The organism is Nonomuraea wenchangensis (assembly GCF_900111685.1).
GTDB lineage: Bacteria > Actinomycetota > Actinomycetes > Streptosporangiales > Streptosporangiaceae > Nonomuraea > Nonomuraea wenchangensis.
Map to the genome: position 1 here is coordinate 83,724 of NZ_FOHX01000024.1, position 24,880 is coordinate 108,603.

Consider the following 24,880-nt stretch of genomic DNA (forward strand, 5'->3'; position numbering starts at 1 on the left):
GCCCGGGGCTGTCAGTGCCTCAGGCGGCGCCAGGCATACAGCGTCAGGGCGAGCACGCACCACGCGAGCGAGACGGCGGCCAGCTCCGGAAAGCGGGCGACCAGGTCGCCGTCGTTGGCCGCGCGCATCCACACCACCAGCGGCACCGTCAGCCAGTACGCCGGCGAGGCGCTGATCAGCAGCATCAGCAGGAACCCGAGGACCAGCCCCATGATCGACAGGGCGGGCGAGCGGACGACGGCCCGGCTGGTGAGCGCGCCCAGCGCGGTCCCGGTCAGCGCCGCGAGGCCGTGCATCGCCACGCCGGTGGCGAGCACGCCGGGCGAGGGCCGCGCGCTCGTGCCGAGCAGCAGCGCCGCGGCCAGTCCCACGGCGGCGAGCGCCCCGCAGGTCACCAGCGCCGCCACCAGGCCCGCCACCAGCTCCCTGCCCCGCCCGCCCACGGTCACCGCCGACAGCTCGCGCTGCCGGTCGGGCTCGGTGTCCAGCAGGCTCCTCGCGGACCAGGCCAGCACGGGGACGATCAGTACGGCGGCGTCGGCCAGCACGCCCGCCTCCTCGCCGCGCGGCGCCCGGCTGCTGTGCAGGACCGCCAGCAGGGCGAGGGCCAGCAGCAGGCTCTGGAAGACGCGGTGCGAGCGGACGTAGGCGGCCAGCCGGAACACGGTGAGCGCGGTCATCGGGCGGACTCCTCGATCTCGCGGGCCGGGTAGCCCTCGCCGCGCATCCGGGCGAGGAAGCGGGGCAGCTCGCCGGCGGGCACCTGTACGGTCACGGTGACCAGCTCGTCCGGGACCGGCACCGGCGGGGGAGCGGGTGAGGAGGGCTCGTCGAGCCCGCCGTCGGCGACCGTCCAGTGCCGGAGCGCCGGTAACGCGCGCAGGCCGCCCTGGTGGTCGCTGACGACGACGATGCCGCCCCGGCCGGCCACCTCCGTCGCGAGGTCCGGCAGCACCGCGCGGGTGGCGGCGTCGAGGCCGGCGAACGGCTCGTCCATGATCAGCAGCCCGGGGTCGGCCATCAGCGCCTGCGCCAGCCCCACCTTGTGCCCGCCGCCCTTCGACAGCTCGCCGAGCGGGGTGGCCAGCAGGTGCTCCATGTGCAGCCGTTCGGCCCACGGCTCCCATCGGGCCCCGCCGCGCATCCGGGAGACGTGCCGCAGGTAGGCCGCCACCGTGAACGGCTGCCCCGTGGGAAACCGGTCCGGGGCGAACCCGACCACCGCCGGCCGCCCGCCGATCGTCCCCTTCGTGGGCCGGGTCAGACCGGCCAGCAGCCGCAGCAGAGTGGACTTGCCCGCGCCGTTCACGCCGGTCAGCTCGACGATGTCGCCGGGTGCGAGCTCGGCGTCGGCCCCCTGGATGACGAAGGGGTCACGCCGTCGGTAGCGGAAAGAGACCTTGGACAGTCGCATGGTGGCTGTAACGGTATATGTCGGGGTGCCTGGCCGGGATAAAGAGCATCACAATGGAGGCACCCCCAGCACGACTCAAGAGGAGTGTGAGCTTGAACCGCTTTCCGCGCGTCATGGGTATGCGTTCAGGCTATGACCCGGCCGAAGTCGACGCCCTGATCGGCCGCATCGAGGCCACCCTGGGCCGGGGTCCCCGCACGTACGAGCCGATCACCGCCGACGAGGTGCGCTCGGCCACCTTCCGCGCCAAACGCGGCGGCTACCAGGAGACGGCGGTCGACTTCGCCCTGGAGGCGTTCGTGGTGGCGCTGGAGACGCAGGCCAAGTGGCCGGTCCGGCTGGCACTCGCCGAGCCGACCGGCGAGCTGCTGCGCGAGGAGTGGTTCGAGACCCAGGCGGCCCGGGTCGAGCGGGTCGCCTTCCGCTCGGGCCGCATGGGCACCGGCTACAACGAGGACGAGGTGGACGCCTTCCTCGACCGCATCGTGGCCACCCTGCGCGGCACGACCGACTTCCCGGTGACGGCGAAGGAGGTGCGGGAGGCGCGGTTCTCGGCCGTGCTGGTGCGTTCGGGCTACCTCATGGCCGACGTCGACTCCTTCCTCGCCGGCATCGCCGACGTGCTGGAGCAGCGGCGCGCATGAGCCTGTCCGTACGCCCTGCCGGGCCGGCCGACCTGGAGACCGTGTCGGCGGTGCTGCGGGAGAGCTGGGGCGGCACCACGCTCGTCGCCATGGGCCGGGGCGAGCTGGTGGACGCCGCCGCCCAGCCCGCTTTCGTGGCCGAGCTCGACGGCGAGCCGGCCGGCGTCGTCACCTACAGGGAGCGGGACGGCGCGGTGGAGATCATCACGCTCGACGCCGTGCTGCCCGGCAAGGGGGTGGGCCGGGCGCTGCTCGACGCGGTCCGGGCGGCGGCCGTCGAGCGGGGCGCGGCCAGGCTGTGGCTGATCACCACCAACGACAACACCAGAGCTCTGCGCTTCTACCAGCGTTACGGCTTCGACCTCGTGGCCCTGCACCGCGACGGCGTGGAGCGGGCGAGGAGGCTGAAGCCGTCCATCCCGCGCGAGGCCGACGGCATCCCCATCAGGCACGAGCTGGAGCTGGAGCTCCCGCTCTAGGCGCCCTGCGGAGGAGCTTGCGGGGGAGTTCGCGGAGAAGGGCCGGGAGGAGACGGCGGGGGCCGTTCCGGCGGAGCAGGCGGCTCGGCCGGGTGCTCGTCCTGGCGGTGCACCAGCGCCACGAGCACCGAGGTGACCGGCGCGGCGAGGAACGCCCCGACGATCCCGGCGACCACGCTGCCCACCGCGATCGCCACCAGGATGACCGCGCCGGGCAGTTCGAGCGCCTTGCCGTAGATCTGCGGCGCGAGCACGTGCCCTTCGAGCTGCTGCACCGCGATGGTCACCGCGACCACGATGAGCGCCACCAGCCAGCCCTTGGCGACCAGCGCCACCACGGCCGCGAGCAGCCCGGCCAGGAACGCCCCCACCACCGGCAGGAACGCTCCGATGAACGTCAGCACCGCGAGCGGCAGCGCCATCGGCACGCCGAGGATCCACAGCGCGAGGCCGATGAAGAGCCCGTCCACCGCGCCCACGATCGCGATGCCGCGGATGTAGCGGCTGATCACCGAGAAGATCAGCTCGCCGGCCCACATCAGCCGCCCCCTGGCCGTGAGGGGGGCGAGACTCACCAGCCAGCGGAACAGGTGGTCGCCGCTGTGCAGGAAGTACACCGACAGGATCACCGCCAGCACCGCGCCGACCACGATCTCGCCGGCGGTCTTGACCCCGGCCAGCGCGCCGGTGGTGATCGTCCGGCCCTGGCCGGACAGCCAGTCGGTGGCCTGCTTGAGGAGCTGCCGGTCGTTGATGCCGAACCCGGCGAGGAAGGTGTGCAGGTCGTTGAGCACCTTGCCGACGCTGGCCTGCATCTCCGTCACGCTCTCCGCCGTGGGCGGCACGAGCAGCGCGATGAGCGCCGCCGCCATCACCAGCGCGGTGACGAAGACGATCGCGGTGGCGAGGGCGCGGTTGAAGCCGTGCCGCCAGAGCCGGCGGGCGGCCGGCGCGAGCAGCGCCGTCAGGAACACGCCGATGACGACCGAGATCGCGACCGTCGCCACCTTGGTGAGGCAGAAGCCGACCACGGCGATCACGCCGGCCCATCCCAGCAAGCGCCACGGCCTCATCCACTGCTCCCTGATCTGGCCCCCTCAACAGCCCGGAGAGGGGGCCTACCCGGCACCGTGCCGGACAATCCTCAGGGGATCAGGAAGGACCGAGGTGGAGGTGCTGCCCGCGTTTGGCGGCGGCGTACTCGTCCCGGATCTCCTGCGGCGGGCCGACCTGCGCCACGGGCACGTCCCACCACGCCTGCGACGAGGGCACGTCGTCGGCCAGCCGGTCGGTGCGTACGTGGATCACCGTCGTCACGTCGCCCGCCCGCGCCGCGTCGAGCGCCTTGCGCAGGTCGGCGACCGTCTCGGCGCGGACCACGGACGCGCCCAGGCTGGCCGCGTTGGCGGCGAGGTCGACCGGGAGCGGGCCGCCGTCGCGGGCGGTGTAGGCGGTGCCGAGCCGCCGCGCGCCGACGCTCTCCGACAGCCGCCCGATGGAGGCGAAGCCGGAGTTGTCCACGAGCACCACGGTCAGCTTGATCCCCTCGGCCACCGCGGTGACCAGCTCCTGCGCCATCATCAGGTACGACCCGTCGCCGACCAGCACGAACACCTCGCGCTCCGGCGCCGCCAGCTTCACACCGAGCCCGCCGGCGATCTCGTAGCCCATGCACGAGTAGCCGTACTCGACGTGGTAGCTGCCAGGACCGCTCGGCCGCCACAGCTTGTGCAGGTCGCCGGGCATCGAACCGGCCGCGCACACCACCACGCCGTCCTCGCCCGCGGCGGCGTTGACCGCGCCGATCACGGCGGCCTGGGACGGCGGGGTGCCCTCCAGCGCGTACGCCGCGTCCACGGCCGCGTCCCACTCGCGGATCAGCTCGCCCGCCCGCTCGCCGAGCGCGGCCGGGGCGCGCCAGCTCCCCAGCGCGCCGGCCAGGTCCGCCAGGCCCTCGCAGGCGTCGGCGACGAGCTGGAGGCCCGACAGCTTGGCCGCGTCGAAGCCGGTGATGTTGACGTTGACGAAGGCCGCGTCCGGGGCGAAGAGGGTGCGCGAGGCGGTGGTGAAGTCGCTGTAGCGGGTGCCGACGCCGATGATCACGTCCGCCTCGCGGGCCAGCGCGTTGGCCGCCGTGGTGCCGGTCGCGCCGACCGCGCCGAGGGCGAGCGGGTGCCCGTGCGGCAGCGCCCCCTTGCCGGCCTGCGTCTCGGCCACCGGTACGCCGAACCGCTCGGCGAAGGCCCGCAGCTCGTCCGCGGCCTCGCTGTGCAGCACGCCGCCGCCCGCCACGATCAACGGCCGCTCGGCCGCGCGCAGGCGTTCGGCGGCCCGCGCCAGGGCGGCCCGCTCGGGGCGGGGTCGCGGGACGTGCCAGACCCGGCGGGCGAACAGCTCGTCTGGCCAGTCGTACGCCTCGGCCTGCACGTCCTGGGGCAGCGCGAGCGTCACCGCGCCGGTCTCGGCCGGGTCGGTGAGCACCCGCATGGCCGCGAGCAGCGCGGACGGGAGCTGCTCTGGCCGGTTGATCCGGTCCCAGTAGCGGGAGACCGGCCTGAGGCAGTCGTTGACGGACACGTCGTAGGAGCGCTGGTCCTCCAGCTCCTGCAGCAGAGGGCTCGCCACCCGGGTGGCGAAGATGTCGCCGGGCAGCAGCAGCACCGGGAGCCGGTTGATGGTGGCGCCCGCCGCGCCGGTGACCATGTTGGTCGCGCCGGGCCCGATCGAGGTGGTGCAGGCGAGCGTGGCCAGCCGGTTGCTCGCGCGGGCATAGCCGGCCGCCGTGTGCACCATGGCCTGCTCGTTGCGGCTCAGCAGGTAAGGCAACTCGTGGTCGTCCGCGAGGGCCTGCCCGATGCCCGCCACGTTGCCGTGGCCGAAGATGCCCACGCAGCCGGCGAAGAAGCGGCGCTCCACGCCGTCACGCTCGCTCCACTGCCGCGCCAGGAAACGCACGACGGCCTGCGCGACGGTCAACCGGGTCATGAGGTCCTCCCGAAGGGCAGTCTGGGGTCGATGCGCTGCCCCTCCCACGAGGAGCGGATCCAGGCGTGGCGCGGATCGTCGCAGAACGCCATCGACCGCTCCTCGGCCGGACCGGCCAGCACGTTCAGGTAGTAGAGGTCGTAGCCGGGCGCGGCCATGGAGGGGCCGTGGTAGCCGTGGGGGACCAGGACGACGTCGCCGGAGGAGACCTCGGCGAGGGTGTCGATCCGCCCCCCTTCAGAGGAGTAGACCCGCTGGTAGCCGAGCCCTTGGTCGGCGACCTCGAAGTAGTAGATCTCCTCCAGCACGGCCTCACCCGGGTTGGGGGTGTCGTGCTTGTGCGGCGGGTACGACGACCAGTTGCCCGACGGCGTCAGCACCTCCACCGCCATGAGCTTGTGGCAGTCGAAGACGCCGGGTGCGCAGAAGTTGTTGACCTGGCGGCTGGCCTGGCCGGCGCCGCGCAGTTCGACCGGCACCTCGGCCGCCGCGACGTACCGGGCGGGAAGGGCCTCGGTGGCGCGGGCGGAGGGCAGCGCGATCCGCCCCGCCCCCTCGATGGTGACCTCCGTGCCGATCGGCACGTACACGAAGTCGGACGGCCCGTCGAAGACCGAAGGCCGCCCCGCCAGCTCGAACCTGTCGCCGGGCAGGCGCACCGAGCACGAGCCCGCCAGCGGGAGGACCAGCAGCTCCTCCTCGCCGGTGGAGAACGTCACCGGGGCGTCGGTCAGGTCGAGGATCCGCAGGCCGGAGTAGGTCCAGCCGGCCTGGTCCGGGGTGACCTCCACCGACCAGGGGCCGTTCGCGGTCTTGCCGTACGGAAGATGGGTCATGCGCGTGCCTCTCGCACCAGGGCCGCGGCGCCGTCCACCGCGGCGGCCACGTCGTCGTCCGGAGGGTAGAGCAGGGCCCGGCCGACCACGAGCCCGCGTACGCCGGGCAGGCGCAGCGCGCGGTCCCAGTCGGCGAGCGCGGCGTCGATGTCCGGCGGGTCGCCGCCGAGCAGCAGCGCGGGCAGCGTGGTGGCGGCCATCACCCGCTCCATCTCGGCGATCGCGGGGATCTTCAGCCAGGTGTAGGCCGAGGTCGTGCCGAGGGCCTGGGCGATGCTGATCGCCTTGATCACCGCCTCGGGGGACAGGTCGTTGCGCAGGGCTCCCGACTCGGTGCGCAGCGACCAGAACGGCTCCACCATGGCCACCAGCCGGCGCCTGGCCAGCTCGCTCACCGCGCGGGCGCAGGACTCCAGGGTGTTGACGGTGTTGTGGTCGGCGGGGTCGATGCGGCAGAGCATCTTGCCGCCGTCGAGCCGCATGGCGTCGATGGCGCCGGCGTCGAAGCCGGTGAAGCGGTCGTCCAGCTCGAACACCGAGCCCTGGAGGCCGCCCCGGTTCATCGAGCCGAAGGCCAGCTTGCCCTCCAGCGCGCCCAGCAGCAGCAGGTCCTCCAGCACGTCGGGGGCGGCCAGGATGCCGTCCACGCCGGGCCGCGACAGCGCGGTGCGCAGCCGGTCGAGCAGGTCGGCGCGGCTCGCCATGGCCAGCGGGCGGTCGCGTACGGCCAGGGCGCCGCGGGCCGGATGGTCGGCGGCGATGATGAGCAGGCGCTCGTCGTCGCCGGGCAGCCCGCGCCGCCGCCTGCGGGCCGCGGCCTCGGCGATCTCCTCGGGGCGGGTGGCCCGGATGCGGGTGAGCTGCTCGTAACCGCCGACGGCGGGGCCATCCACAGCGGGCCCATTCACGGCGGGCCCATCAACGGCAGGCAGGGTGACGTCGCTCACGAGGTCACCCCGTTCAGCAGCTCCTCCACCTCGGCGGTCGTGGGCATGGCGTCGGCGCAGGCCAGCCGGGCGGCCACGAAGGCGCCCGCGGCGTTGGCGAAGCGGATGGTGCGCTCCAGCGGCCAGTCGTTCAGCAGCCCCAGGCAGAGCGCGCCGCCGAAGGCGTCTCCCGCGCCGATGCCGTTGACCACGCTCACCTCGACCGGCTTGACCAGGCAGCTCTCCTCGCGGGTGCGGGCGTGGACCCCTTCGGGGCCGAGTTTCACGATCGCGACCCGCGCCCCTGCGGCCAGCAGCGCCTCGGCCGCGGCCTCGGGCTCGCGTACGCCGACCGCTGTCTCGACCTCCTCCAGGTTGCCGACGGCGACGTCCGCGTACGGCAGCATGCGCGCCGCCATCGCGCGGGCGGCCTCCCGCGAGGGCCACAGCGAGGCCCGGTAGTCGAGGTCGAACACGGTCCAGCCGTCACTCCGGGCCTCGCGGCGGGCGGCCAGCGCGGCGGCGTGCGCCTCGGCGCTCGGCTCCTTGCTGAGCCCGGTCAGCGAGAACCAGAACATCCGGGCCGCGCCGATCGCCTCCAGGTCGAGGGAGCCGGCGGTGAGGCGCAGGTCGGGTGGATGCTCGCCGCGGTAGAAGTAGATGGGGAAGTGGTCGGGCGGGAAGATCTCGCAGAACGTGACCGGCGTCGGCGCCTCGGGGTAGGTCGCCACATACCTGTCGTCGACGCCGAATCCGCGGATCGCCCGCCGTACGTACTCACCGAAGGGATCGTCGCCCACGCCGGTGATCACCGCGGAGCGCAGCCCGTGGCGGGCGGCCGCGACGGCCACGTTGGTCGGGCTGCCGCCGAGGAACTTGCCGAAAGTCTCGACGTCGGCCAGCCCGACGCCGGTCTGCAGCGGGTAGACGTCGACGCCGCAGCGGCCGATCGTGATCAGGTCGTACAACGCACCTCCTGAAGGGGAGCTTACCTTCGACACTATGGCATATTGTCAGGACATATAGATGTCCGCCACGTTACTCGGCCGGCTACCGGATGCAAGGGTAGGAAGACCGACATATCTCTGAAACATGGCAAGAGCTTTACGTCATCTGCATGTCATGACATATTGGCTTTCGGCCCACCTCCTCAAGGAACGTGTCGGAGGGTTTGCATGGCAATGCGGAAGTTCGCTGTGGTCATAGCCGCGGCCGGCCTCGGGCTCGCCGCCTGCGGCCAGTCCTCGGGTGGCGGCAGCGGCGACACCATAGAGTTGACGATCGCCCAGAACGCCATCGCCGGCGGCAAGAACGCGGCGGCGGCCGGCTTCGTGGCCGACTGGGTGATCCCGAAGTTCGAGGCCGCCCAGAAGGCCAAGGGGAAGGACGTCAAGGTCAAGTTCGTCCCCAGCGGCGTCGACGACGAGCAGTACAAGACCAAGCTCTCCCTGGACCTCAAGTCCGGCAAGGGCGCGGACGTGATCGACATCGACGGCATCTGGGCCGGCGAGTTCGCCCAGGCCGGCTACATCAAGCCGCTGGCCGACGTCGTGGGCCCCGAGGCCGAGAGCTGGGACGGCTGGTCGCAGATCCCGGAGTCGGTGCAGGGGCTGGCCACGTACGAGGGCAAGAAGTACGCCCTGCCGGTCGGCACCGACGGCCGCGTGCTCTACTTCAACAAGACGCTGTTCCAGAAGGCGGGCCTGCCCGCCGACTGGCAGCCGAAGAGCTGGCAGGAGATCCTCGACGCCGGCACCAAGCTCAAGTCCTCCGGCGTGCCGGTGCCGATCCAGATCAACGCCGGCACCGCGATGGGCGAGGCCACCTCGATGCAGGGCGTGCTGCCGCTGCTCGCCGGGGCGGGCGGCCAGGTCGAGCAGGACGGCAAGTGGACCGGCGCCGCGCAGCCGCTCAAGGACGCGCTCGGCCTCTACCAGAAGATCTACGGCGGCGGCCTCGGCGACCCCAAGCTCCAGCAGGAGGCCAAGGGCCGCGACAAGTCGTTCCAGCAGTTCGCCGAGGGCAAGATCGGCATCCTCATGGAGGGCGACTACTTCTGGCGCGGCGTGGTCAACCCGGCCACCGGCGTCGCTCCCATGAAGGACCGCGACCAGAACGTCGGCTACGCGCTGATCCCCGCCATCGAGCCCGGCAAGGGCATCCGCGGCCAGGACTTCGTCAGCATGTCCGGCGGCGCGCTGCGCACGGTCAACCCCAACAGCAAGCATCCGAAGGAAGCCTTCGAGCTGCTGGCCTTCACGCTCTCCCCTGAGGCGCTGAAGGAGGAGACCAAGGACGGCAACGTGCGCATCACCCCGCGCACCGACGTCAACAAGGAGATCCTGGCCGGGCAGCCGCTGCTGACGTTCATCTCGGAGAAGGTGCTGCCGCTGACGGCCTACCGGCCGCCGGTCGCGGTCTACCCGCAGGTGTCGGTGGCGCTCCAGGAGGCCACCGCCGCGGTCGTCGGCGGCACCGCCCCCGACCAGGCGGCGGCCGACTACCAGAAGAAGCTCGAAGGAATCGTCGGTGGCGCAGGCAATATCGCCTCCTGAGGTGATCGACGGCGACCCGTCAGGCCGCCGCGGCGGGTACAGCTCCGACGCGGCGGGCCTCGGCAGGCTGCGCGCGGGGGCCTTCGTGGCCCCCGCACTCCTGCTGATCGCGGCGTTCCTCGTCTTCCCCGCGCTCTGGGTGCTCTACCTGGGGCTGACCAACTACCGTCTCACCGGCGCCGCGGCGGCCGAGCCGCAGTTCGTGGGGCTGGACAACTTCCTGGACGCGGTCGCCAACCCGACGTTCTGGAACTCCACCTGGCTCACCCTGCAGTTCGTGCTCGGCTCGGCCGTCATCGGCCAGGTCGTGCTCGGCTTCACCATCGCCTGGGTGCTGCGCGACCGGCGCGGGCCGCTCAAGCGGCTGGTCGAGGGCCTGGTCATCCTGGCCTGGATCCTGCCGAGCGCCGTGGTGTCGTTCCTGTGGGTGGCGCTGCTCGACCGCGACGGCGGCACGCTCAACGCGCTGCTCGGCATCCCGGGCTTCGCGTGGCTGCTCGACCACCCGATGTTGTCGATCATCATCTTCAACACCTGGCGCGGCACGGCGTTCTCGATGATGTTGTACGGCGCCGCACTCGGCAACGTCCCGCCCTCGCACCTGGAGAGCGCCCGCCTGGCCGGCGCCTCCGGCTGGCAGCAGCTCCGCGACGTGGTCTTCCCGCACATCCGCGGCCACATCCTGACGAACCTGCTGCTGATCAGCCTGTGGACGTTCAACGACTTCAGCCCGTTCCTGCTCACGGCGGGCGGACCCGACGGCCGGTCCGAGGTGCTGGCCGTGCACGTCTACAAGGTCGCGCTGCAGAGCGGCGAGCTGGGCTACGGGGCCGCGGTCTCCACGATCATCCTGCTCATCAACCTGGTCGTGGCGGTGTTCTACCTGCGGCTGCTCAGGAGCAAGAAATGACGCCCCGCTTCGTCCTGGGCCGGATCGGCTTCTACACGCTGATCGCGGTGCTGCTGGCGTTCTTCACGATCCCGCTGCTGTGGCTGGTGACCGCGCCGTTCACCTCCGACCCCACCTACGAGGTGCGGATGCCGGACTTCACCTGGGAGAACTTCCAGGCGGTCCTGGAGCATCCGTACGCGCTGCCGTCGCTGTGGAACTCGCTGGTGCTGTCGGTGGGGACGGCGCTGCTGGTCGTGGTGATGGCGGCGCTGGCGGCGTACGCGCTGAGCCGGGTGCGGCTGCCGGGGCGCGACGCGCTGCTCTACGCGCTGCTGCTGCTGTCGTCGATCATCACCGGGACCGCGGCCATGGTGCCGCTGTTCCAGCTCGCCGTGGAGCTCAACCTCATCGACTCGCAGCTCGGGCTGATCCTCATCCTGACCGGCGGGCTGCTGCCGGCGGCGATCTTCATGCTCAAGGACTTCATGGACTCCACGCCGAAGTCGTACGAGGAGTCCGCGCGGGTCTTCGGCGCCTCGCCGCTGCAGATCGTGCGGCACGTGGTCGTCCCCCTGGTGCGGCCGGGGCTGGCGACCATCGCCGTGTGGTCGATCGCCAACGTGTGGGGGAACTTCCTCATGCCGTACCTGCTGCTGAGCGACGTGGAGAAGCAGCCGGCGGCGGTGATCACGTACACGCTGTACACCGAGGGCGGGCAGGCCAACCTGCGCATGCTGTCCACGTTCGGGCTGCTCTACTCGGTCCCCGTGGTGCTCATGTACCTGTTCGTCAGCAAGAAATACGGCTTCCGCTTCCACGGAGGGATCAAGCGCTAATGGCCGCCATCGAACTACGCGGGCTGACGAAGGTCTACCCGGGCGGAGTGAAAGCGCTCGACGCGCTCGACCTGGTCATCCCCGACGGCGAGTTCTTCGCGCTGCTCGGGCCCTCCGGTTGCGGCAAGACCACGCTGCTGCGCACGATCGCCGGGCTGGAGGCCGCTTCCGGCGGGTCCGTGCTCATCGGCGAGCGCGACGTCACCGGCACCCAGCCGGGCGGGCGCGACGTGGCCATGGTCTTCCAGGACTACGCGCTGTTCCCGCACATGGACGTCACCGACAACATCGCCTACCCGCTGCGGATCAAGAAGGTCGACAAGGCCACGCGCCGCGACAAGGCCGCCGAGGTCGGGGCGCGGCTCGGGCTGGAGCAGCTGATGGACCGGCGGCCCGGCCAGCTCTCCGGCGGCCAGCAGCAGCGGGTCGCGCTGGCGCGGGTCATGGCCACGCAGGCGCAGGCGTTCCTGTTCGACGAGCCGCTGTCCAACCTGGACGCCCGGCTGCGGCTGGAGGCGCGTACGTTCCTGAAGAAGCTGCAGCGCGAGCTCGGCGTCACCACCGTCTTCGTCACCCACGACCAGGCCGAGGCCCTCGCCATGGCCGACCGGATGGCCGTGATGGAAGCGGGACACATCCGGCAGATCGGCACACCGGCCGAGGTGTTCCGGCGGCCCGTCAACACGTTCGTGGCCGGCTTCATCGGCTCCACACCGATGAATCTGCTCGACGGGCTCGTCCGAGGTGACACGCTGGAGGTGGCAGGCTGCAAGGTGGCCGTCCCCGCCCTCGCGGAGGGCCGGCTGAGCGACGGAGAGAAGATCGTGTACGGCGTCCGCCCCGAGTACATGACCTACTCGGACGAGCCCGCGGAGGGCGGAATAGGCGGGAAGGTGGCCATCGTGGAGAACCTCGGCGCCTCCCACCTGGTGACGCTCGACGTCAACGACGTGATCGTGCAGGCCGTCGTGCCCGAGGGCAGCGAGCCCGCCGTCGGCGACGACGGCTACGCCGTGCCCAGGAGCGATCGCGCGCTGGTCTACCGGGACGGGGAGCTGGTGTCATGAGAGGCCACTGGAGTCTGGACGACCGGCTGGAGCGGATCCTGCGCGAGGTGCCCTTCGAGGTCCCGCCCGGCACCGCCGCCGTCACCGTCCGGCTGTCGTACGACCGCGCGCAGGGCGTGCTCGACCTGGGCTGCGGCGCGCCCGACGGCTTCCGCGGCTGGTCGGGCGGCGCGCGCGACACCTACACGATCACCCCGTCGTGGGCCACCCCCGGCTACCTGCCAGGCGAGCCCGAGCCCGGCACCTGGCACGTGTGGCTGCGGCTGCACCGCATCCCGCCGCAGGGCCTCGATTTCACCCTGGAGATCGAGACCTCCGGCACGGTCCCGCCCGAGCCGGTCGTCGAGGAGCCGCCGCACGGCGAGCGCCCGCCGAGGCGCGACATCCCAGGCGTCGACGGCCTGAGCTGGTACGCCGGCGACTTCCACGCCCACACCGTGCACAGCGACGGCGCGCTCAGCATCGCCGAGCTGGCCGAGCTGGCCCACGGGCGCGGGCTCGACTTCCTGGCCGTCACCGACCACAACACCGTGAGCCACCACCCCTGGCTCGCCAAGGTGGGCCGGGGCGTCACGCTCATCCCCGGCCAGGAGGTCACCACCGACCGCGGCCACGCCAACGTCTTCGGCGACGTCGGCTGGGTCGACTTCCGCGAGCCCGCCGACTCCTGGGCCGAGCACGCCGAGCGGGCCGGCGGCATCATGTCGGTCAACCACCCGCTCGGCGGCGACTGCGCCTGGCTGCTGCCGCTCGACGGGCGCACCCGGCACGCCGAGGTGTGGCACTCGGGCTGGTGGGACCGCCGCTGGGGCGCCCCGATCGCCTGGGCGCAGTCCTGGCGCGACGACGTGATCGCGATCGGCGGCAGCGACTTCCACCGCCCCGGCTCCGACGGGCTGCCCGGCGAGCCCACGACCTGGGTGCTGGCCGAGGACCCCGGCACGGTGCTCGACGGGGTGCGCGCCGGGCGCGTGGCGATCTCCGCGGGCCCGGACGCGCCGCTGCTGCTGCGGCTGGGCGACGAACTGCTGGCGCTCGACGCCGACGGGCTGGTCCTGGTCCGGCCCACCGGCGAGCGTCAGGTGATCCGCGGTGACCGGGTGCTGGTGCGCGGCATGGACGGGCCGCACCGGCTGGAGACGTACGAGAACGAGGTGATGGGGCTGTGCCAGTAGTGAAGGTCGCGAACGCGCCGGTGAGCTTCGGGGTGTTCGAGCTGAGCGACGCGCCGCCGCCGCTCGGGCCCGACGCCATGGTCCAGGCGCTGGCCGGGGCCGGGTACGAAGGCATCGACTCCGGGCCGATCGGCTACCTCGGCACCGGCTCCGAGCTGGCCGACCGGCTGGCCGGCAGCGGGCTGCTGCTCGCGGGCGGCTGGGTGGACCTGCGCTACGGCGACGCCGAGGCGTACGCGCGGGGGTTGCCCGCGCTGGAGGCGGCGCTGGACGTCTTCGCCGCCGCGCCCCCCGCGCCCGACGGCTTCGCGCCCCGGCCCACGCTGGCCTGCTCGGGCTCGGCGGAGCGGTTCGCGCGGCCCGGCGGGAGCGTTCCAGGGCTCGCGGCGGGGGAGTGGCCGGCCTACGCCGCCCGCGTGCAGGAGGCCGCCGACCGCTGCCGCGAGCGCGGCCTCGAACCCGCCTTCCACCACCACCTCGGCACCTACGTCGAGACGCCCGACGACGTCGAGCGGCTGCTGGAGCTGACCGACGTCCAGCTCTGCCTGGACACCGGCCACCTGCTGCTGGCCGGCGGCGACCCCGTGACCGCGCTGCGCGCCTGGGCCGGCCGGGTCGGCCACGTGCACATCAAGGACGGCGACACCAAGATCCTGGCCGCCGCCCTCGCCGACGGCGTCGACCTGCGCGAGCTCATGGGCCGCGGCGGCTTCGCGCCGCTCGGCGAGGGCGAGCTCGACCTGCCCGGCGTCGTGCGCACGCTGGACGAGATCGGCTACTCGGGCTGGGTCGTCATCGAGCAGGACACCCTCCCGGGCCGGCGCACCGTCGAGCAGAACATCGCCGACCAGGCCGCCAACCGCCACAAGCTGAAGGAACTGGGACTGTGAGAATCGCGCTCATCGGATGCGGCGCCGTCACGCAGGCGGTGTACGTGCCGCTGCTGTCCAGGCGCCGCGACCTGTTCGAGGTGGCCGCCGTCTGCGACCTGTCGCGCACGCTGGCCGACGCCGTCGGCGACCGGCTCGGCGCGCCCGGCCGCTACACCGCGCTGGAGGACATGCTCGACGCGGGCGGTTTCGAGGCCGTGCTCGTGCTCGCCTCGGGCTCCCACGGCGAGACCGTGCGCCGCGCGCTCGCCGCCGGCTACGCCGTGCTGTGCGAGAAGCCGCTCGCGCTCACCCGCGCCGAGGTGGCCGCGCTGCCCGAGGGGCGGCTCATGGTCGGCTACATGAAGCAGTACGACCCCGCCGTACGCCGGGCCGAGGAGCTGCTGGCCGAGCTGGGCGGCCCCGGAGCGGTGCGCGCCGTCGAGGTGACCGTGCTGCACCCGAGCGCGCAGTCGCAGCTCGCCTTCGCCAACCTCACCCAGGCCCGCGACGTGGACGCCGGCCTGCTCGACTCCCTGCGGGCCGCCGAGCGCGAGCTGGCGATCGCCGCGGTGGGCGAGTCCGAGCCGGTGCGCGACCTGTACGGCATCTCACTCGGCTCGATCTGCCACGACCTGTCGCTGCTGCGCAGGTTCACCGGCTCGCCGGCGGAGATCTCGCACGTCGAGACCTGGGGGCCCGCGCCCGGCTCTGTGGAGATCTCCGGTGCGCTTCCCGTACGGGGCCGCTTCTCCATCCGCTGGCACTACCTGGAGGACTACCCGGCCTACCGGGAGACGGTGGCCGTCCACCACGACGCCGGCACACTGGAGCTGGTCTTCCCCGCGCCCTACCTGATGAACGCCCCCACCACGCTCACCGTCGTGTCGGGAGCCGAGAGCCGCAACGAGTACCGCGACGTCACCGAGGCGTTCGAGGTGCAGCTCGCCGCCTTCCACGCCTTCGTCAACGACGGCAAACCGCCGCTCACCGACGCCGGGGGCGCGCTGGAGGACATCGTCACCGCGCAGCGCATCGCCGCGCGTTACGCCGCGCAGCATGGTCTGCCGATCGGAGGAGAGGCCGCGTGAGCGCGGAGATCGTGCCTACGGAGATCGTCGTCGTCCCGCACACCCATTGGGACCGCGAGTGGTACGAACCGTTCCAGCGGTTCCGGCTGCGCCTGGTGGCGCTGCTGGACGAGGTGCTCGACACGATGGAACGCGAGCCCGGCTACCACTTCACCCTCGACGGCCAGCTCGCCTGCGTGGACGACTACCTGGAGGTGCGGCCGGAGAACCGCGACCGGATCGCCGCCCTGGTCGAGTCGGGACGGCTCGCGATCGGGCCGTGGCAGATCCTGCTGGACGAGTTCCTGTGCTCGGGCGAGAACATCGTCCGCAACCTCGAACTCGGCATGGACCGGGCCGACAAGCTGGGCGGCGCGATGCCGGTCGGCTACCTGCCCGACATGTTCGGCCACACCGCCCAGATGCCGCAGATCCTGCGCAAGGCCGGGCTGCTGCACGCCTGCGTCTACCGGGGCGTGCCGTCCTCCGTCACCACCGACGCCTTCGCCTGGGTCGCCCCCGACGGCACCGCCATCCGCACCCAATACCTCCCGGCCGGCGGCTACGGCAACGGCGCCCACCTGTTCCACGACCCCGACGGGCTGGCCGAGCGGGCGGCGACGTTCGTCACCACCATGCGCCGCTGGCACGGGCCCGAGGGGTCGCTGCTCGCGATGTACGGCACCGACCACTCCGCGCCGGTGCGCGGCCTGCCCGACATGGTGGCCGCGATCGGCGCCCGCATGGACACCCTGTCCGGCTACGTCGGCGCGTACTCCGGCGACGTGACGGGCCTGCCCGCCGTGCCCGGCGAGCTCCGCTCCCACGCCCGCGCCAACATCCTGCCCGGCGTCATCTCCATCCGCCCCCACCTCAAGCAGGCCATGGGCCGCGCCGAGCGCATGGTCGAGCGCTACGCCGAGCCGTTCGCCGCGCTCTGGGGCGGCGAGTGGCCCGGCCGCTTCCTCGACATGGCCTGGTGGCGGCTCGTGGACGCCAGCGGCCACGACTCGGTGACCGGCTGCGGCGTGGACGAGACCGCCCAGCAGGTGGCCGCCCGCATCGCCGAGGCCGAACACCTCGGCCAGGCCGTACGCGACATGGTGACCGCCCGCCTCGCCGCCACCGTGCCCACGGAGGGCACCCTCGTGGTCAACCCCACGCCCGCCGCCCGCACCGGCGTCGTCCTCCTGGACGTCGCCGGCCTTGACCCCCTCATGGACCACTCCGGCGCGGTCGTCCCCGTCCAGCCCCTGGAGTACGCCCCCACGCTCCTGCTCGACGAGGAGATGGACCCCGCCACGGCCCTCACCTTCGTCCACGGCACCGAGCTGTACGGCCAGCACATCACCGGCTGGTCCGTCGAGGACGGCGTACTGACCTTCACCGTGGCCCGCACCACCACGCTCGCCTTCGACGTCGCCGACCTCCGTGACGCCCTCGACGGCGTCACCCGCGTCCGCATCGAGGCCGAGCCCCGCCGCACGGTCGCCGCCCTGGTCCAGGTCCCGCCGCTCGGCCACACCAGCGTGCGCCCCGAGCCGCACGCCCAGGTGTTCACCGCGCCCGCCCCTGGCGACGACGAGGAGACCGGCATCCACGACCCGGCGTGCTGGCTCGCCTCCGACGTCGCCCCCCTCCCCGCGCGCGGCGACGAGGAGATCCTCGACAACGGGCTGCTCCGCGTCACCATCGCCGCCGACGGCACGCTGACGCTCGTCGGCGCGGACGGCACCACCGTCACCGGCGCGGGCCGCATCGTGGACGGCGGCGACGTCGGCGACACCTACAACTACGCGCCGCCCGCTCACGACCTGCTCGTCTCCGAACCGGTCGCGGTCGAGACCGAGCTCATCCACACGGGGCCGCTGGTGGCCGTGGTGGAGGTGCGCAGGACGTACGAGTGGCCGGCCGCGGGCGACGGCATCCCCGAGACCCCCGAGCTCCCGGCCCGGTCGCGGACCTTCCGCCTGGAGCGGACCGTCGTCACCACCCGGGTCGAACTCCGCTCCGGCGAGCCCTTCGTCCGGCTCCGGCTCGACTTCGACAACCGCTGCGACGACCACCGCGTCCGCTTCCACGTGCCCCTGCCGGAGGCGGCCACGGAGTCCCACGCCGAAGGCCAGTTCGCGGTCGTCACCCGCGGGCTGAGCGCCGAGGCCGGCTGCGGCGAGACCCCGCTGCCCACCTTCCCCGCCTCCTCCTGGGTGGCCGCGGGCGGCGCCGCCGTGCTGCTGGAGCACGTCACCGAGTACGAGCTGACCGGTGACGGCGAACTCGCCCTGACCCTGCTCCGCTCGGCCGGCTACCTCTCACGCAACCGCAACGCCCTCCGCCCCGAGCCCGCCGGCCCTCAGCTCCCGACCCCGGCCGCGCAGTCGCGCGGGCTGCGCTCGCTCAACCTCGCGCTGATGCCGTGCGCGTCCTGGCAGCAGGCGCCGCCCGCCGCCGAGGTCTTCCGCCACGACCTGGTGACCGTCGCGGGCACCGGCGAGCCGTCACTGCCGCTGCCGGAGCCGGCGTACGGGCTGTCGGTGACGGGCGAGGGCGTGACCATGACCTCGCTGCGGATGCGCGACGACTGGCACGAGCTGCGCGTCGTCGCCCTCACCCCGGACGCCACCGAGGCGGTCGTCACGGGCGGCCTCACCGAGGCCCGCCACGCCGACCTCCGCGGCCGCCCCGGCGACCCCCTGCCGGTGACCGACGGCACGCTCCGGCTTCCCCTGAACCCCTGGGAGATCGCCACCATCCAGTTTCGCAAACTCTGAGTAACGAATCGAACGCGAGTAGTAATGTTCGCGGCATGGTCACGTCGCAACACGAAGGTCTGACCAAGGTCGCGACCTTTCAACCGGATCACACCCGACATATGCTGCTCGCGCTGTTCGACCTGCCTATCCCGAAGTCGGGCGAGGGCCGCCTCGCCTCGCCCGACCTCTCGGAGGCGGACCCGGCGGTGTGCCGGGCCGACGGCGCCCTGCTCTACGGAGACGGCGAGGACAAGTTCGGCATCGTCATCGAGACGCAGCGCGGCCTCGACAAGGAGAAGCCCTACACCTGGCTGGAGTACATCGCGAACTTCCGCTCCCGCGAGAAGTGCCCGGTGTGCCTGATCGTCATCTGCCCCAAGCGCAATGTCGCGCGCTGGGCGCTGCAGGTCATCGCGACCGGGCACCCCGGCCTCGAACTGACGCCCCTGGTCATCCACTCGGGCAACACGCCCGTCATCACGGACGTCGATTGCGCCAGGGAGAACATCGGGCTGGCGGTCATGTCCGCCGTCATCCAGAGCGAGGATCCCCGCTTCGAGGCCGTCATCTCCGCAGTTGAGAAGGCACTGGACTACCTCGATCCGAAAATCGCCGAGCGGTACGCTCGCTACATCACTGTGTCACTGGAAGGTGACGCACAGAGAGAGTGGGACAGAAGGATGAAGGCGATGACGTATCCGTACATGGGCGAGTACGGCGAGAGCCTGATCGCCAAGGGCAAGGTTGATTCCATCTTCCTGATTCTCGAGGGACGCGGAATTCCGGTGTCCGATGAGGTGCGGGGTCAGATCCTCGCCTGTAGCGACAAGGACACCCTCGACGCCTGGGTGCTGCGGGCGCTCACCATCGAGACGGCAGAGGCCCTCTTTGACTGACTTCGCCACAACCGGAGGGCACGAGCGGGATCAGGGGACGACGTATCCGTACATGGGCGAGTACGCCGAAAGCCTGATCGCCAAGGGAAGGGCCAAGAGCAAGGCCGCGGGGACGGCGAGAGCGATCGTCGTGATGCTTGAGGGGCGCGGGCTTTCGGTGTCCGACGAGGTGCGGAATCGGGTCCTTTCCTGCGAGGATCAGGACACCCTCGACGCCTGGGTGCTGCGGGCGATCACCGTCGAGACGGCGGAGGCACTCTTCGACCGATCTCGCGCGTCCTAGCCGAAGAGGCCGAGTTGGCGGGCGGCGCGGAGGGCGAGCCAGACCTCGGCGAAGGCGCCGCTTGACGACAGGTCGCGGCCGGTGAGCGCGGCGAAGCGGCGCAGCCGGTAGGACAGCGTGTTGGGGTGGATGTGCAGGGCCGCGGCGGCGTCGTCCGTGTGCCGGTTGTGCTCCATCCACACCCGTACGGTCGCCAGCAGGCGCGAGTCGTGGGCGGCGTCGTAGGCCACCACCTCGCCGAGGACGTGGTCCACCAGGGCGCGCAGGGTCGCGGCGTCGTCAGGGAGCCAGCGGCCGGTGGTGTCCTCGCCATAGTGGACCAGGGGCTTGCCGGATTCGGCGGCGTGCGAGGCGGCCCAGACGGCCTCGCGTTGCGGCAGGCGCAGTGACGCGCCGGCCGGGAACGGATGGCTGGCCCCGGCGCGGGCGTCGGGCACGGCGGCGACGGCGGGGCCGGCCGCGGGCGGTCCCAGCACATAGTGGTCGTCGCCGCGGCGCAGCATCAGATGGGGCAGCTCGTCCAGGGCGCGGCGCAGCGCGTCGTCGGGGGCGTCGCGGACGACCAGCAGGACCAGGTCGGCGTCGAGGCCGAGGCGGGTCAGGCGGCGGCGGGCGGCCGGCGGGTCCAGGACGTCCTGGAGCAGCTCGGCCAGCGTCTCGGCGCCCTCGCGGCGGAGCGTCTCGCGTTCGTTGCGGGCCATGGCCACCTGCAGCGCCGCGACCGTGGCGATGTGCTGGACGACGGCGAGCCCGGCCGGGCGGGCGCCCTCGCGTTCGAAGGCGACGAGGAAACCGGCGGGGCCGCCCGGGGCCGAGACCGGCAGGGCGAAGCCGCCGGGGATGGTGGGCGGCGCGTCCGGCTCGGCGGGCAGGACGTCCAGGCTGGGCGGCACCGGCACCCCCTTGAGCAGCGGCCGGCCCTGCGGCGTGCACAGGTGGACGTCGTAGCCGGACAGCCGTTCGAGGCGTTTGAAGAGGGTCGCGGTGTCGAGGTCCTCGGCGGCGAGCCAGCGCAGCGCGCCGAAGACCTGGAGCTGCGCGCCGAGGCGGTGGTTGGCGTCCTCCTGCAGCGCCGCCGCCACCTCCTGCGAGATCGCGATGAACGGCACCGCCAGCGGCACCTCCAGCACCGGGATGCCCCGCTCCTCGGCCGCCTCGAAGAAGGCCGGGTGCAGTGGCGGCACGTGGAGCCCGGCGGACAGGGCGAGGGCCGAGACGCCGGCGTCGTCGAGGCGGCGCAGGTAGGCGCGCTGCCGGGCGGCCGAACGGGGCAGGCCGAGCCCGGTCGTCAGGATGACCTCGGCGCCGAGCAGCCAGGGCGTCGGGTCGTCGAGCTCGCTGACGTGCGCCCACGACACCGACCGCGACAGGCCCGCCTCCCCGGCCAGGAGCCGGAGCTGCAGGGCCGGCGAGCGGAGGAGGTCCTCGACGGTGATCTTGTGGTCCGGGCGTTCAGGGACCGGGCGTTTGTGTTCCGGCACAACACACACCGTAATACTTCGTGGGCACTACAATTGCCGCAGGTCAGAGGCATGACGAACACTGTCGGCATGACTATCGGCCCCGTCGACTCCTCCCGGGTCCCGCGTTTCGCCGGGCCCGCCACCTTCGCCCGCCTGCCCCGCCTCGACCAGGTGGAGCGGGCCGACGTCGCGGTCGTGGGCGTGCCGTTCGACAGCGGCGTGTCCTACCGGCCGGGCGCCAGGTTCGGTCCCGCCGCCGTCCGGGAGGCCTCCCGGCTGCTGCGGCCCTACCACCCGGGGCTCGACGTGTCGCCGTTCGAGCAGGTGCAGGTGGCCGACGCCGGTGACATCGCGGCCAACCCGTTCGACATCGGCGCGGCGATCGAGGCGATCGAGGAGGTGGCGGGCTCGATCGACGCCCGGCTCGTCACCATCGGCGGCGACCACACCATCGCGCTGCCGCTGCTGCGGGCCGCCGCGCGGAAGCACGGCCCGGTCGCGTTGCTGCACTTCGACGCGCATCTCGACACCTGGGACACCTACTTCGGCGCGGAGTACACGCACGGCACGCCGTTCCGGCGGGCCGTGGAGGAGGGGCTGGTCGATACCGAGGCGCTGAGCCACGTCGGCACCCGCGGCCCCCTCTACGGCAAGAAGGACCTCGAGGACGACCGGCGGCTCGGGTTCGGCATCCTGACCGCCGCCGACGTGCTGCGGCGGGGTCTGGACGAGGTCGTCGACGTGCTGCGGCAGCGCATCGGCGAGCGTCCTCTGTACGTCTCGGTCGACATCGACGTGCTCGACCCCGCCCACGCCCCCGGCACCGGCACCCCGGAAGCCGGCGGGCTGACAAGCCGCGAGTTGCTGGAGATCCTGCGCGGACTCGCCGGTTGCGACCTGATCGGGGCCGACGTCGTCGAAGTGGCCCCGGCCTACGACCACGCGGAGATCACCTCGGTCGCCGCCTCCCACGTGGCCTACGACCTCGTCAGCTTGCTGGCGTTGCGGCAGGAGAACCAGACATGAGCAACACCCTCACCGAGATCGAGACCTATGGGGTCGAGCGCATCCCGGACGTCGACCGTACGGCGCGTCCGCTCGACCTGTTCCGGGTGGCCTTCGGCGGCGCGAACACGTTCGCGACCTGCGTGCTGGGGTCCTTCCCCATCCTGTTCGGCCTGTCGTTCTGGCAGGGCCTGGCGGCGACCGTGCTCGGGCTGGTGGTGGGGGCGCTGATCCTGGCGCCGCTGTCGCTGTTCGGGCCGCTCAACGGCACCAACAACGCCGTGTCGTCCTCGGCCCACCTGGGCGTGCACGGGCGGGTCGTGGGCTCGTTCCTGGCGCTGCTGACCGCGATCGCGTTCTTCTCGATCTCGGTGTGGTCGTCGGGGGACGCGCTCGTGGGCGGCGCGCACCGGCTGGTCGGGCTGCCGGACACCGAGGTGTCGTACGCGATCGCGTACGGCATCTTCGCCGCGCTCGTGCTGGTCGTCTGCGTGTACGGCTTCCGCTTCATGCTGTTCGTCAACAAGATCGCGGTCGCGGCGGCGTCGCTGCTGTTCGTGCTGGGGATCTTCGCCTTCGCCGGCGACTTCGACCCGTCCTACCCGGGCACGCTCGCGGCCGGTGACCCGCTGTTCTGGCCGTCGTTCATCGGCGCGGCGCTCATCGTGCTGTCGAACCCGGTCTCCTTCGGCGCCTTCCTCGGCGACTGGTCGCGGTACATCCCGGCGGGCACGCCGCGCCGGAAGGTGATGACGGCCGCGTTCATGTCGCAGATCGCCACGATCCTGCCGTTCTTCTTCGGCCTGTCCACCGCCTCGATCATCGCGTCCAAGGCGGCGCAGTACGTGGACCCGGCCGCCCCCAACTACGTCGGCGGCCTGCTGGCGATCTCGCCCGCGTGGTACTTCATCCCGGTCTGCCTGATCGCGCTCATCGGCGGCATGTCCACGGGCAGCACCTCCCTCTACGGCACCGGCCTGGACTTCTCCAGCGTCTTCCCGCGTTTCAGTCGCGTGAAGGCCACGCTCTTCATCGGTACGCTGTCGATCATGTTCATCTTCGTCGGCCGCTTCGCCGCGAACCTGACGCAGAGCATCTCGACGTTCGCGACACTGATCATCACCTGCACCGCCCCGTGGATGGTGATCATGATGCTCGGCTACGTCACGCGGCGCGGCTGGTACGACCCCGACGCCCTGCAGGTCTTCAACCGGCGCCAGCGCGGCGGCCGCTACTGGTTCACCCACGGCTGGAACTGGCGGGGCATGTCCGCCTGGCTGGCCTCGGCGCTGCTGGCGCTGTCGTTCGTCAACCTGCCGGGGCAGTTCGTCGGCCCGCTCGGTGAGCTGGCCGGCGGCGTGGACATCTCGCTGCCTGTCGGCCTGGCCGTCGCCGCGCTGCTCTACCTGACGCTGCTGACCGCCTTCCCCGAGCCGCGCGAGGTCTACGGGCCGCAGGGACCGCGCCTGGTCCGCGCGGCCGACACCCCGGTGCCGCCGATCGTCGACGTGCGGCCGGCGGCCACGGAGCCGGTCGCCCCGTGACGGAGTTCGACGCTACGGAGCTGGTGGACCTGTCGGTGCCGGTCGAGACCGGGATGCCCGTCTATCCGGGCGACCCCGAGGTCTCGATCGGCCCGGCGCTCACCGTGGCCCGCGACGGCGTCAACGTGCTGGCCGTCCACATGGGTTCCCAGTCGGGCACCCATGTGGACGCGCCGTACCACTTCGGCGACGCGCTGCCCACGCTGGACGACCTGCCGCTGGACCGGTTCGCCGGCCCGGCGACGGTGGTGGACGCCCGGGGCCTCGCGCCCCGGGCGGCCATCGGCGCGGCGGCCTTCCGCGAGGTGCGGGCGGGCACGATCGTGCTGGTCGCCACCGGCTGGTCGGCGCACTGGGGCACCGCCGCCTACCTGGAGCACCCCTACCTGTCGGAGGAGGCGGCGGAGCTGCTGGTGGAGCGGGGCGTCCGGACGGTCGGGATCGACGCGCTGAGCGTGGACCCCACGCCGGCCGCCGACTTCCCCGCCCATCGGGTGCTGTGCGGCGCGCACGCCGTCATCGCCGAGAACCTGACCGGTCTCGGCGGCCTGCTCCGGGCGCAGGAGAGCGGCCGGCCGGTCGAGGTGTCACTGTTCCCGATCCGGCTGGCCGGGGCGGACGGCGCTCCCGTCCGCGGTGGCCCGGCTGGGTCAGCGAGTGCCCCAGGAGTAGGACTGTTTGCGCAGCTTCAGGTACACGAACGACTCCGTGGCCCGTACGGCGGGGATGGCGCGGATCTTGCTGAGGATCTCCAGCAGGTGACCGTCGCCCTCGCACACCACCTCGACGATGACGTCGAACGAGCCCGCGGTGAGCACGACGTAGTCGATCTCGTCGATCGCGGCCAGCTCGTCGGCGACCGAGTCCAGGTCGCCTTCACAGTTGACCCCGATCATCGCCTGCCGGGGGAAGCCCAGGGTGAGGGGGTCGGTCACCGCGACGATCTGCATGACTCCGGCCTCCTGTAACCGCTGCACGCGCTGGCGTACGGCGGCCTCCGAGAGCCCGACTGCCTTGCCGATCGCCGCGTACGGCATCCGCCCGTCCCCTTGGAGCTGCTCGATGATCTGCTTTGACAGCTCGTCGAGCACGACGGGACCCTGGGCCGGATTGCTGCGGCGGACGCGGGGCGGCGACGTCATCGAAGGGAATCCTCCTAGCGGTCCGGCGTTACGGGGGCGTTCCCGC

Annotated in this window: 23 protein-coding genes and 1 pseudogene; 15 read left to right on the forward strand and 9 right to left on the reverse strand. The window is 72.3% G+C overall.

Annotation, left to right across the window (positions count from 1 at the left end; genetic code table 11):
* Positions 1-11 precede the first annotated feature (11 nt).
* On the reverse strand, positions 12-680 hold the full coding sequence (locus tag BMW85_RS44030) for a hypothetical protein (RefSeq protein WP_091093506.1): 669 nt from the start codon (positions 678-680) through the stop codon (positions 12-14).
* A complete protein-coding gene (locus BMW85_RS44035) occupies positions 677-1,414 on the reverse strand; it encodes an ABC transporter ATP-binding protein (RefSeq protein ID WP_091093507.1) in 738 nt (245 codons plus the stop codon). The genes BMW85_RS44030 and BMW85_RS44035 overlap by 4 nt, the downstream gene beginning before the upstream one ends.
* A gap of 53 nt (positions 1,415-1,467) precedes the next feature.
* Here BMW85_RS44035 and BMW85_RS50665 point away from each other — a divergent pair, with 53 nt between their 5' ends.
* Together BMW85_RS50665 and BMW85_RS44045 are read left to right on the forward strand one after the other, a co-directional pair.
* Positions 1,468-2,058 (forward strand): DivIVA domain-containing protein, encoded by a 591-nt coding sequence (locus BMW85_RS50665; RefSeq protein WP_281249694.1) that lies wholly within the window; start codon positions 1,468-1,470, stop codon positions 2,056-2,058.
* Entirely contained in the window at positions 2,055-2,537 is a 483-nt protein-coding gene (locus BMW85_RS44045; RefSeq protein WP_091093510.1) for a GNAT family N-acetyltransferase, read from the forward strand. Before BMW85_RS50665 ends, BMW85_RS44045 begins: the two co-directional genes overlap by 4 nt.
* On the opposite strand, the gene BMW85_RS44050 is transcribed toward BMW85_RS44045, so the two are convergent.
* The 5 genes from BMW85_RS44050 to iolC form a co-directional block, all read right to left on the reverse strand.
* Positions 2,534-3,610 (reverse strand): AI-2E family transporter, encoded by a 1,077-nt coding sequence (locus BMW85_RS44050; protein ID WP_245775437.1) that lies wholly within the window; start codon positions 3,608-3,610, stop codon positions 2,534-2,536. The two genes, BMW85_RS44045 and BMW85_RS44050, sit on opposite strands and share 4 nt — an antisense overlap.
* A 79-nt stretch (positions 3,611-3,689) precedes the next feature.
* Positions 3,690-5,522 carry a 3D-(3,5/4)-trihydroxycyclohexane-1,2-dione acylhydrolase (decyclizing) gene (gene iolD, locus BMW85_RS44055; protein WP_177241191.1) on the reverse strand — a complete coding sequence of 611 codons (1,833 nt, stop codon included), beginning with the start codon at positions 5,520-5,522 and terminating at the stop codon, positions 3,690-3,692.
* A complete protein-coding gene (iolB, locus tag BMW85_RS44060; RefSeq protein WP_091093513.1) occupies positions 5,519-6,358 on the reverse strand; it encodes a 5-deoxy-glucuronate isomerase in 840 nt (279 codons plus the stop codon). The genes iolD and iolB overlap by 4 nt, the downstream gene beginning before the upstream one ends.
* Positions 6,355-7,251 (reverse strand): Cgl0159 family (beta/alpha)8-fold protein, encoded by an 897-nt coding sequence (locus tag BMW85_RS44065; RefSeq protein ID WP_091093515.1) that lies wholly within the window; start codon positions 7,249-7,251, stop codon positions 6,355-6,357. The genes iolB and BMW85_RS44065 overlap by 4 nt, the downstream gene beginning before the upstream one ends.
* Before the next feature lie 50 nt (positions 7,252-7,301).
* Positions 7,302-8,252, reverse strand: coding sequence for a 5-dehydro-2-deoxygluconokinase (gene iolC, locus BMW85_RS44070; protein WP_091093517.1), 951 nt, complete (start codon positions 8,250-8,252; stop codon positions 7,302-7,304).
* A gap of 213 nt (positions 8,253-8,465) precedes the next feature.
* On the opposite strand from iolC, the gene BMW85_RS44075 reads away from it, so the two are divergent.
* The 10 genes from BMW85_RS44075 to BMW85_RS44120 are packed head-to-tail and all read left to right on the forward strand — an operon-like array spanning position 8,466 to position 19,680.
* On the forward strand, positions 8,466-9,839 hold the full coding sequence (locus BMW85_RS44075) for an extracellular solute-binding protein (RefSeq protein ID WP_245775438.1): 1,374 nt from the start codon (positions 8,466-8,468) through the stop codon (positions 9,837-9,839).
* Positions 9,814-10,749, forward strand: a complete 936-nt coding sequence (locus tag BMW85_RS44080; protein ID WP_218156202.1) for a carbohydrate ABC transporter permease — start codon at positions 9,814-9,816, stop codon at positions 10,747-10,749. The genes BMW85_RS44075 and BMW85_RS44080 overlap by 26 nt, the downstream gene beginning before the upstream one ends.
* Complete coding sequence (locus BMW85_RS44085) at positions 10,746-11,567, forward strand: carbohydrate ABC transporter permease (RefSeq protein ID WP_091093518.1); 822 nt, start codon at positions 10,746-10,748, stop codon at positions 11,565-11,567. Before BMW85_RS44080 ends, BMW85_RS44085 begins: the two co-directional genes overlap by 4 nt.
* Positions 11,567-12,634 carry an ABC transporter ATP-binding protein gene (locus BMW85_RS44090; protein WP_091093520.1) on the forward strand — a complete coding sequence of 356 codons (1,068 nt, stop codon included), beginning with the start codon at positions 11,567-11,569 and terminating at the stop codon, positions 12,632-12,634. The genes BMW85_RS44085 and BMW85_RS44090 overlap by 1 nt, the downstream gene beginning before the upstream one ends.
* Positions 12,631-13,809: a CehA/McbA family metallohydrolase gene (locus tag BMW85_RS44095; RefSeq protein ID WP_091093521.1), complete on the forward strand. Its 1,179-nt coding sequence runs from the start codon at positions 12,631-12,633 to the stop codon at positions 13,807-13,809. Before BMW85_RS44090 ends, BMW85_RS44095 begins: the two co-directional genes overlap by 4 nt.
* On the forward strand, positions 13,800-14,699 hold the full coding sequence (locus BMW85_RS44100; protein ID WP_245775439.1) for a TIM barrel protein: 900 nt from the start codon (positions 13,800-13,802) through the stop codon (positions 14,697-14,699). Before BMW85_RS44095 ends, BMW85_RS44100 begins: the two co-directional genes overlap by 10 nt.
* Positions 14,696-15,769, forward strand: a complete 1,074-nt coding sequence (locus tag BMW85_RS44105; RefSeq protein ID WP_091093524.1) for a Gfo/Idh/MocA family protein — start codon at positions 14,696-14,698, stop codon at positions 15,767-15,769. The genes BMW85_RS44100 and BMW85_RS44105 overlap by 4 nt, the downstream gene beginning before the upstream one ends.
* Complete coding sequence (locus BMW85_RS44110; RefSeq protein ID WP_091093526.1) at positions 15,766-18,519, forward strand: glycoside hydrolase family 38 N-terminal domain-containing protein; 2,754 nt, start codon at positions 15,766-15,768, stop codon at positions 18,517-18,519. Before BMW85_RS44105 ends, BMW85_RS44110 begins: the two co-directional genes overlap by 4 nt.
* A 35-nt stretch (positions 18,520-18,554) precedes the next feature.
* Positions 18,555-19,397 (forward strand): hypothetical protein, encoded by an 843-nt coding sequence (locus tag BMW85_RS44115; RefSeq protein ID WP_143082613.1) that lies wholly within the window; start codon positions 18,555-18,557, stop codon positions 19,395-19,397.
* Positions 19,398-19,449: 52 nt separating this feature from the next.
* A complete protein-coding gene (locus tag BMW85_RS44120; protein ID WP_143082614.1) occupies positions 19,450-19,680 on the forward strand; it encodes a hypothetical protein in 231 nt (76 codons plus the stop codon).
* Here the strand turns inward: BMW85_RS44120 and BMW85_RS44125 are convergent.
* The gene (locus BMW85_RS44125) at positions 19,677-21,161 is read right to left on the reverse strand and encodes a PucR family transcriptional regulator (RefSeq protein WP_091093531.1); all 1,485 of its coding nucleotides are present in this window, start codon (positions 21,159-21,161) and stop codon (positions 19,677-19,679) included. The genes BMW85_RS44120 and BMW85_RS44125 overlap by 4 nt on opposite strands.
* Positions 21,162-21,230: 69 nt before the next feature.
* Between BMW85_RS44125 and speB the strand changes: the two genes are divergently transcribed.
* The 3 genes and pseudogenes from speB to BMW85_RS52415 all read left to right on the forward strand — a co-directional run.
* Positions 21,231-22,169 (forward strand): agmatinase, encoded by a 939-nt coding sequence (gene speB, locus BMW85_RS44130; protein ID WP_091093533.1) that lies wholly within the window; start codon positions 21,231-21,233, stop codon positions 22,167-22,169.
* Complete coding sequence (locus tag BMW85_RS44135; protein ID WP_091093535.1) at positions 22,166-23,692, forward strand: purine-cytosine permease family protein; 1,527 nt, start codon at positions 22,166-22,168, stop codon at positions 23,690-23,692. The genes speB and BMW85_RS44135 overlap by 4 nt, the downstream gene beginning before the upstream one ends.
* Before the next feature lie 53 nt (positions 23,693-23,745).
* Positions 23,746-24,096: pseudogene (locus BMW85_RS52415) on the forward strand (cyclase family protein); the annotation flags it as partial.
* A 246-nt stretch (positions 24,097-24,342) separates the two neighbouring features.
* Here the strand turns inward: BMW85_RS52415 and BMW85_RS44145 are convergent.
* Positions 24,343-24,834, reverse strand: a complete 492-nt coding sequence (locus tag BMW85_RS44145) for an Lrp/AsnC family transcriptional regulator (protein ID WP_091093536.1) — start codon at positions 24,832-24,834, stop codon at positions 24,343-24,345.
* Positions 24,835-24,880: the final 46 nt, after the last annotated feature.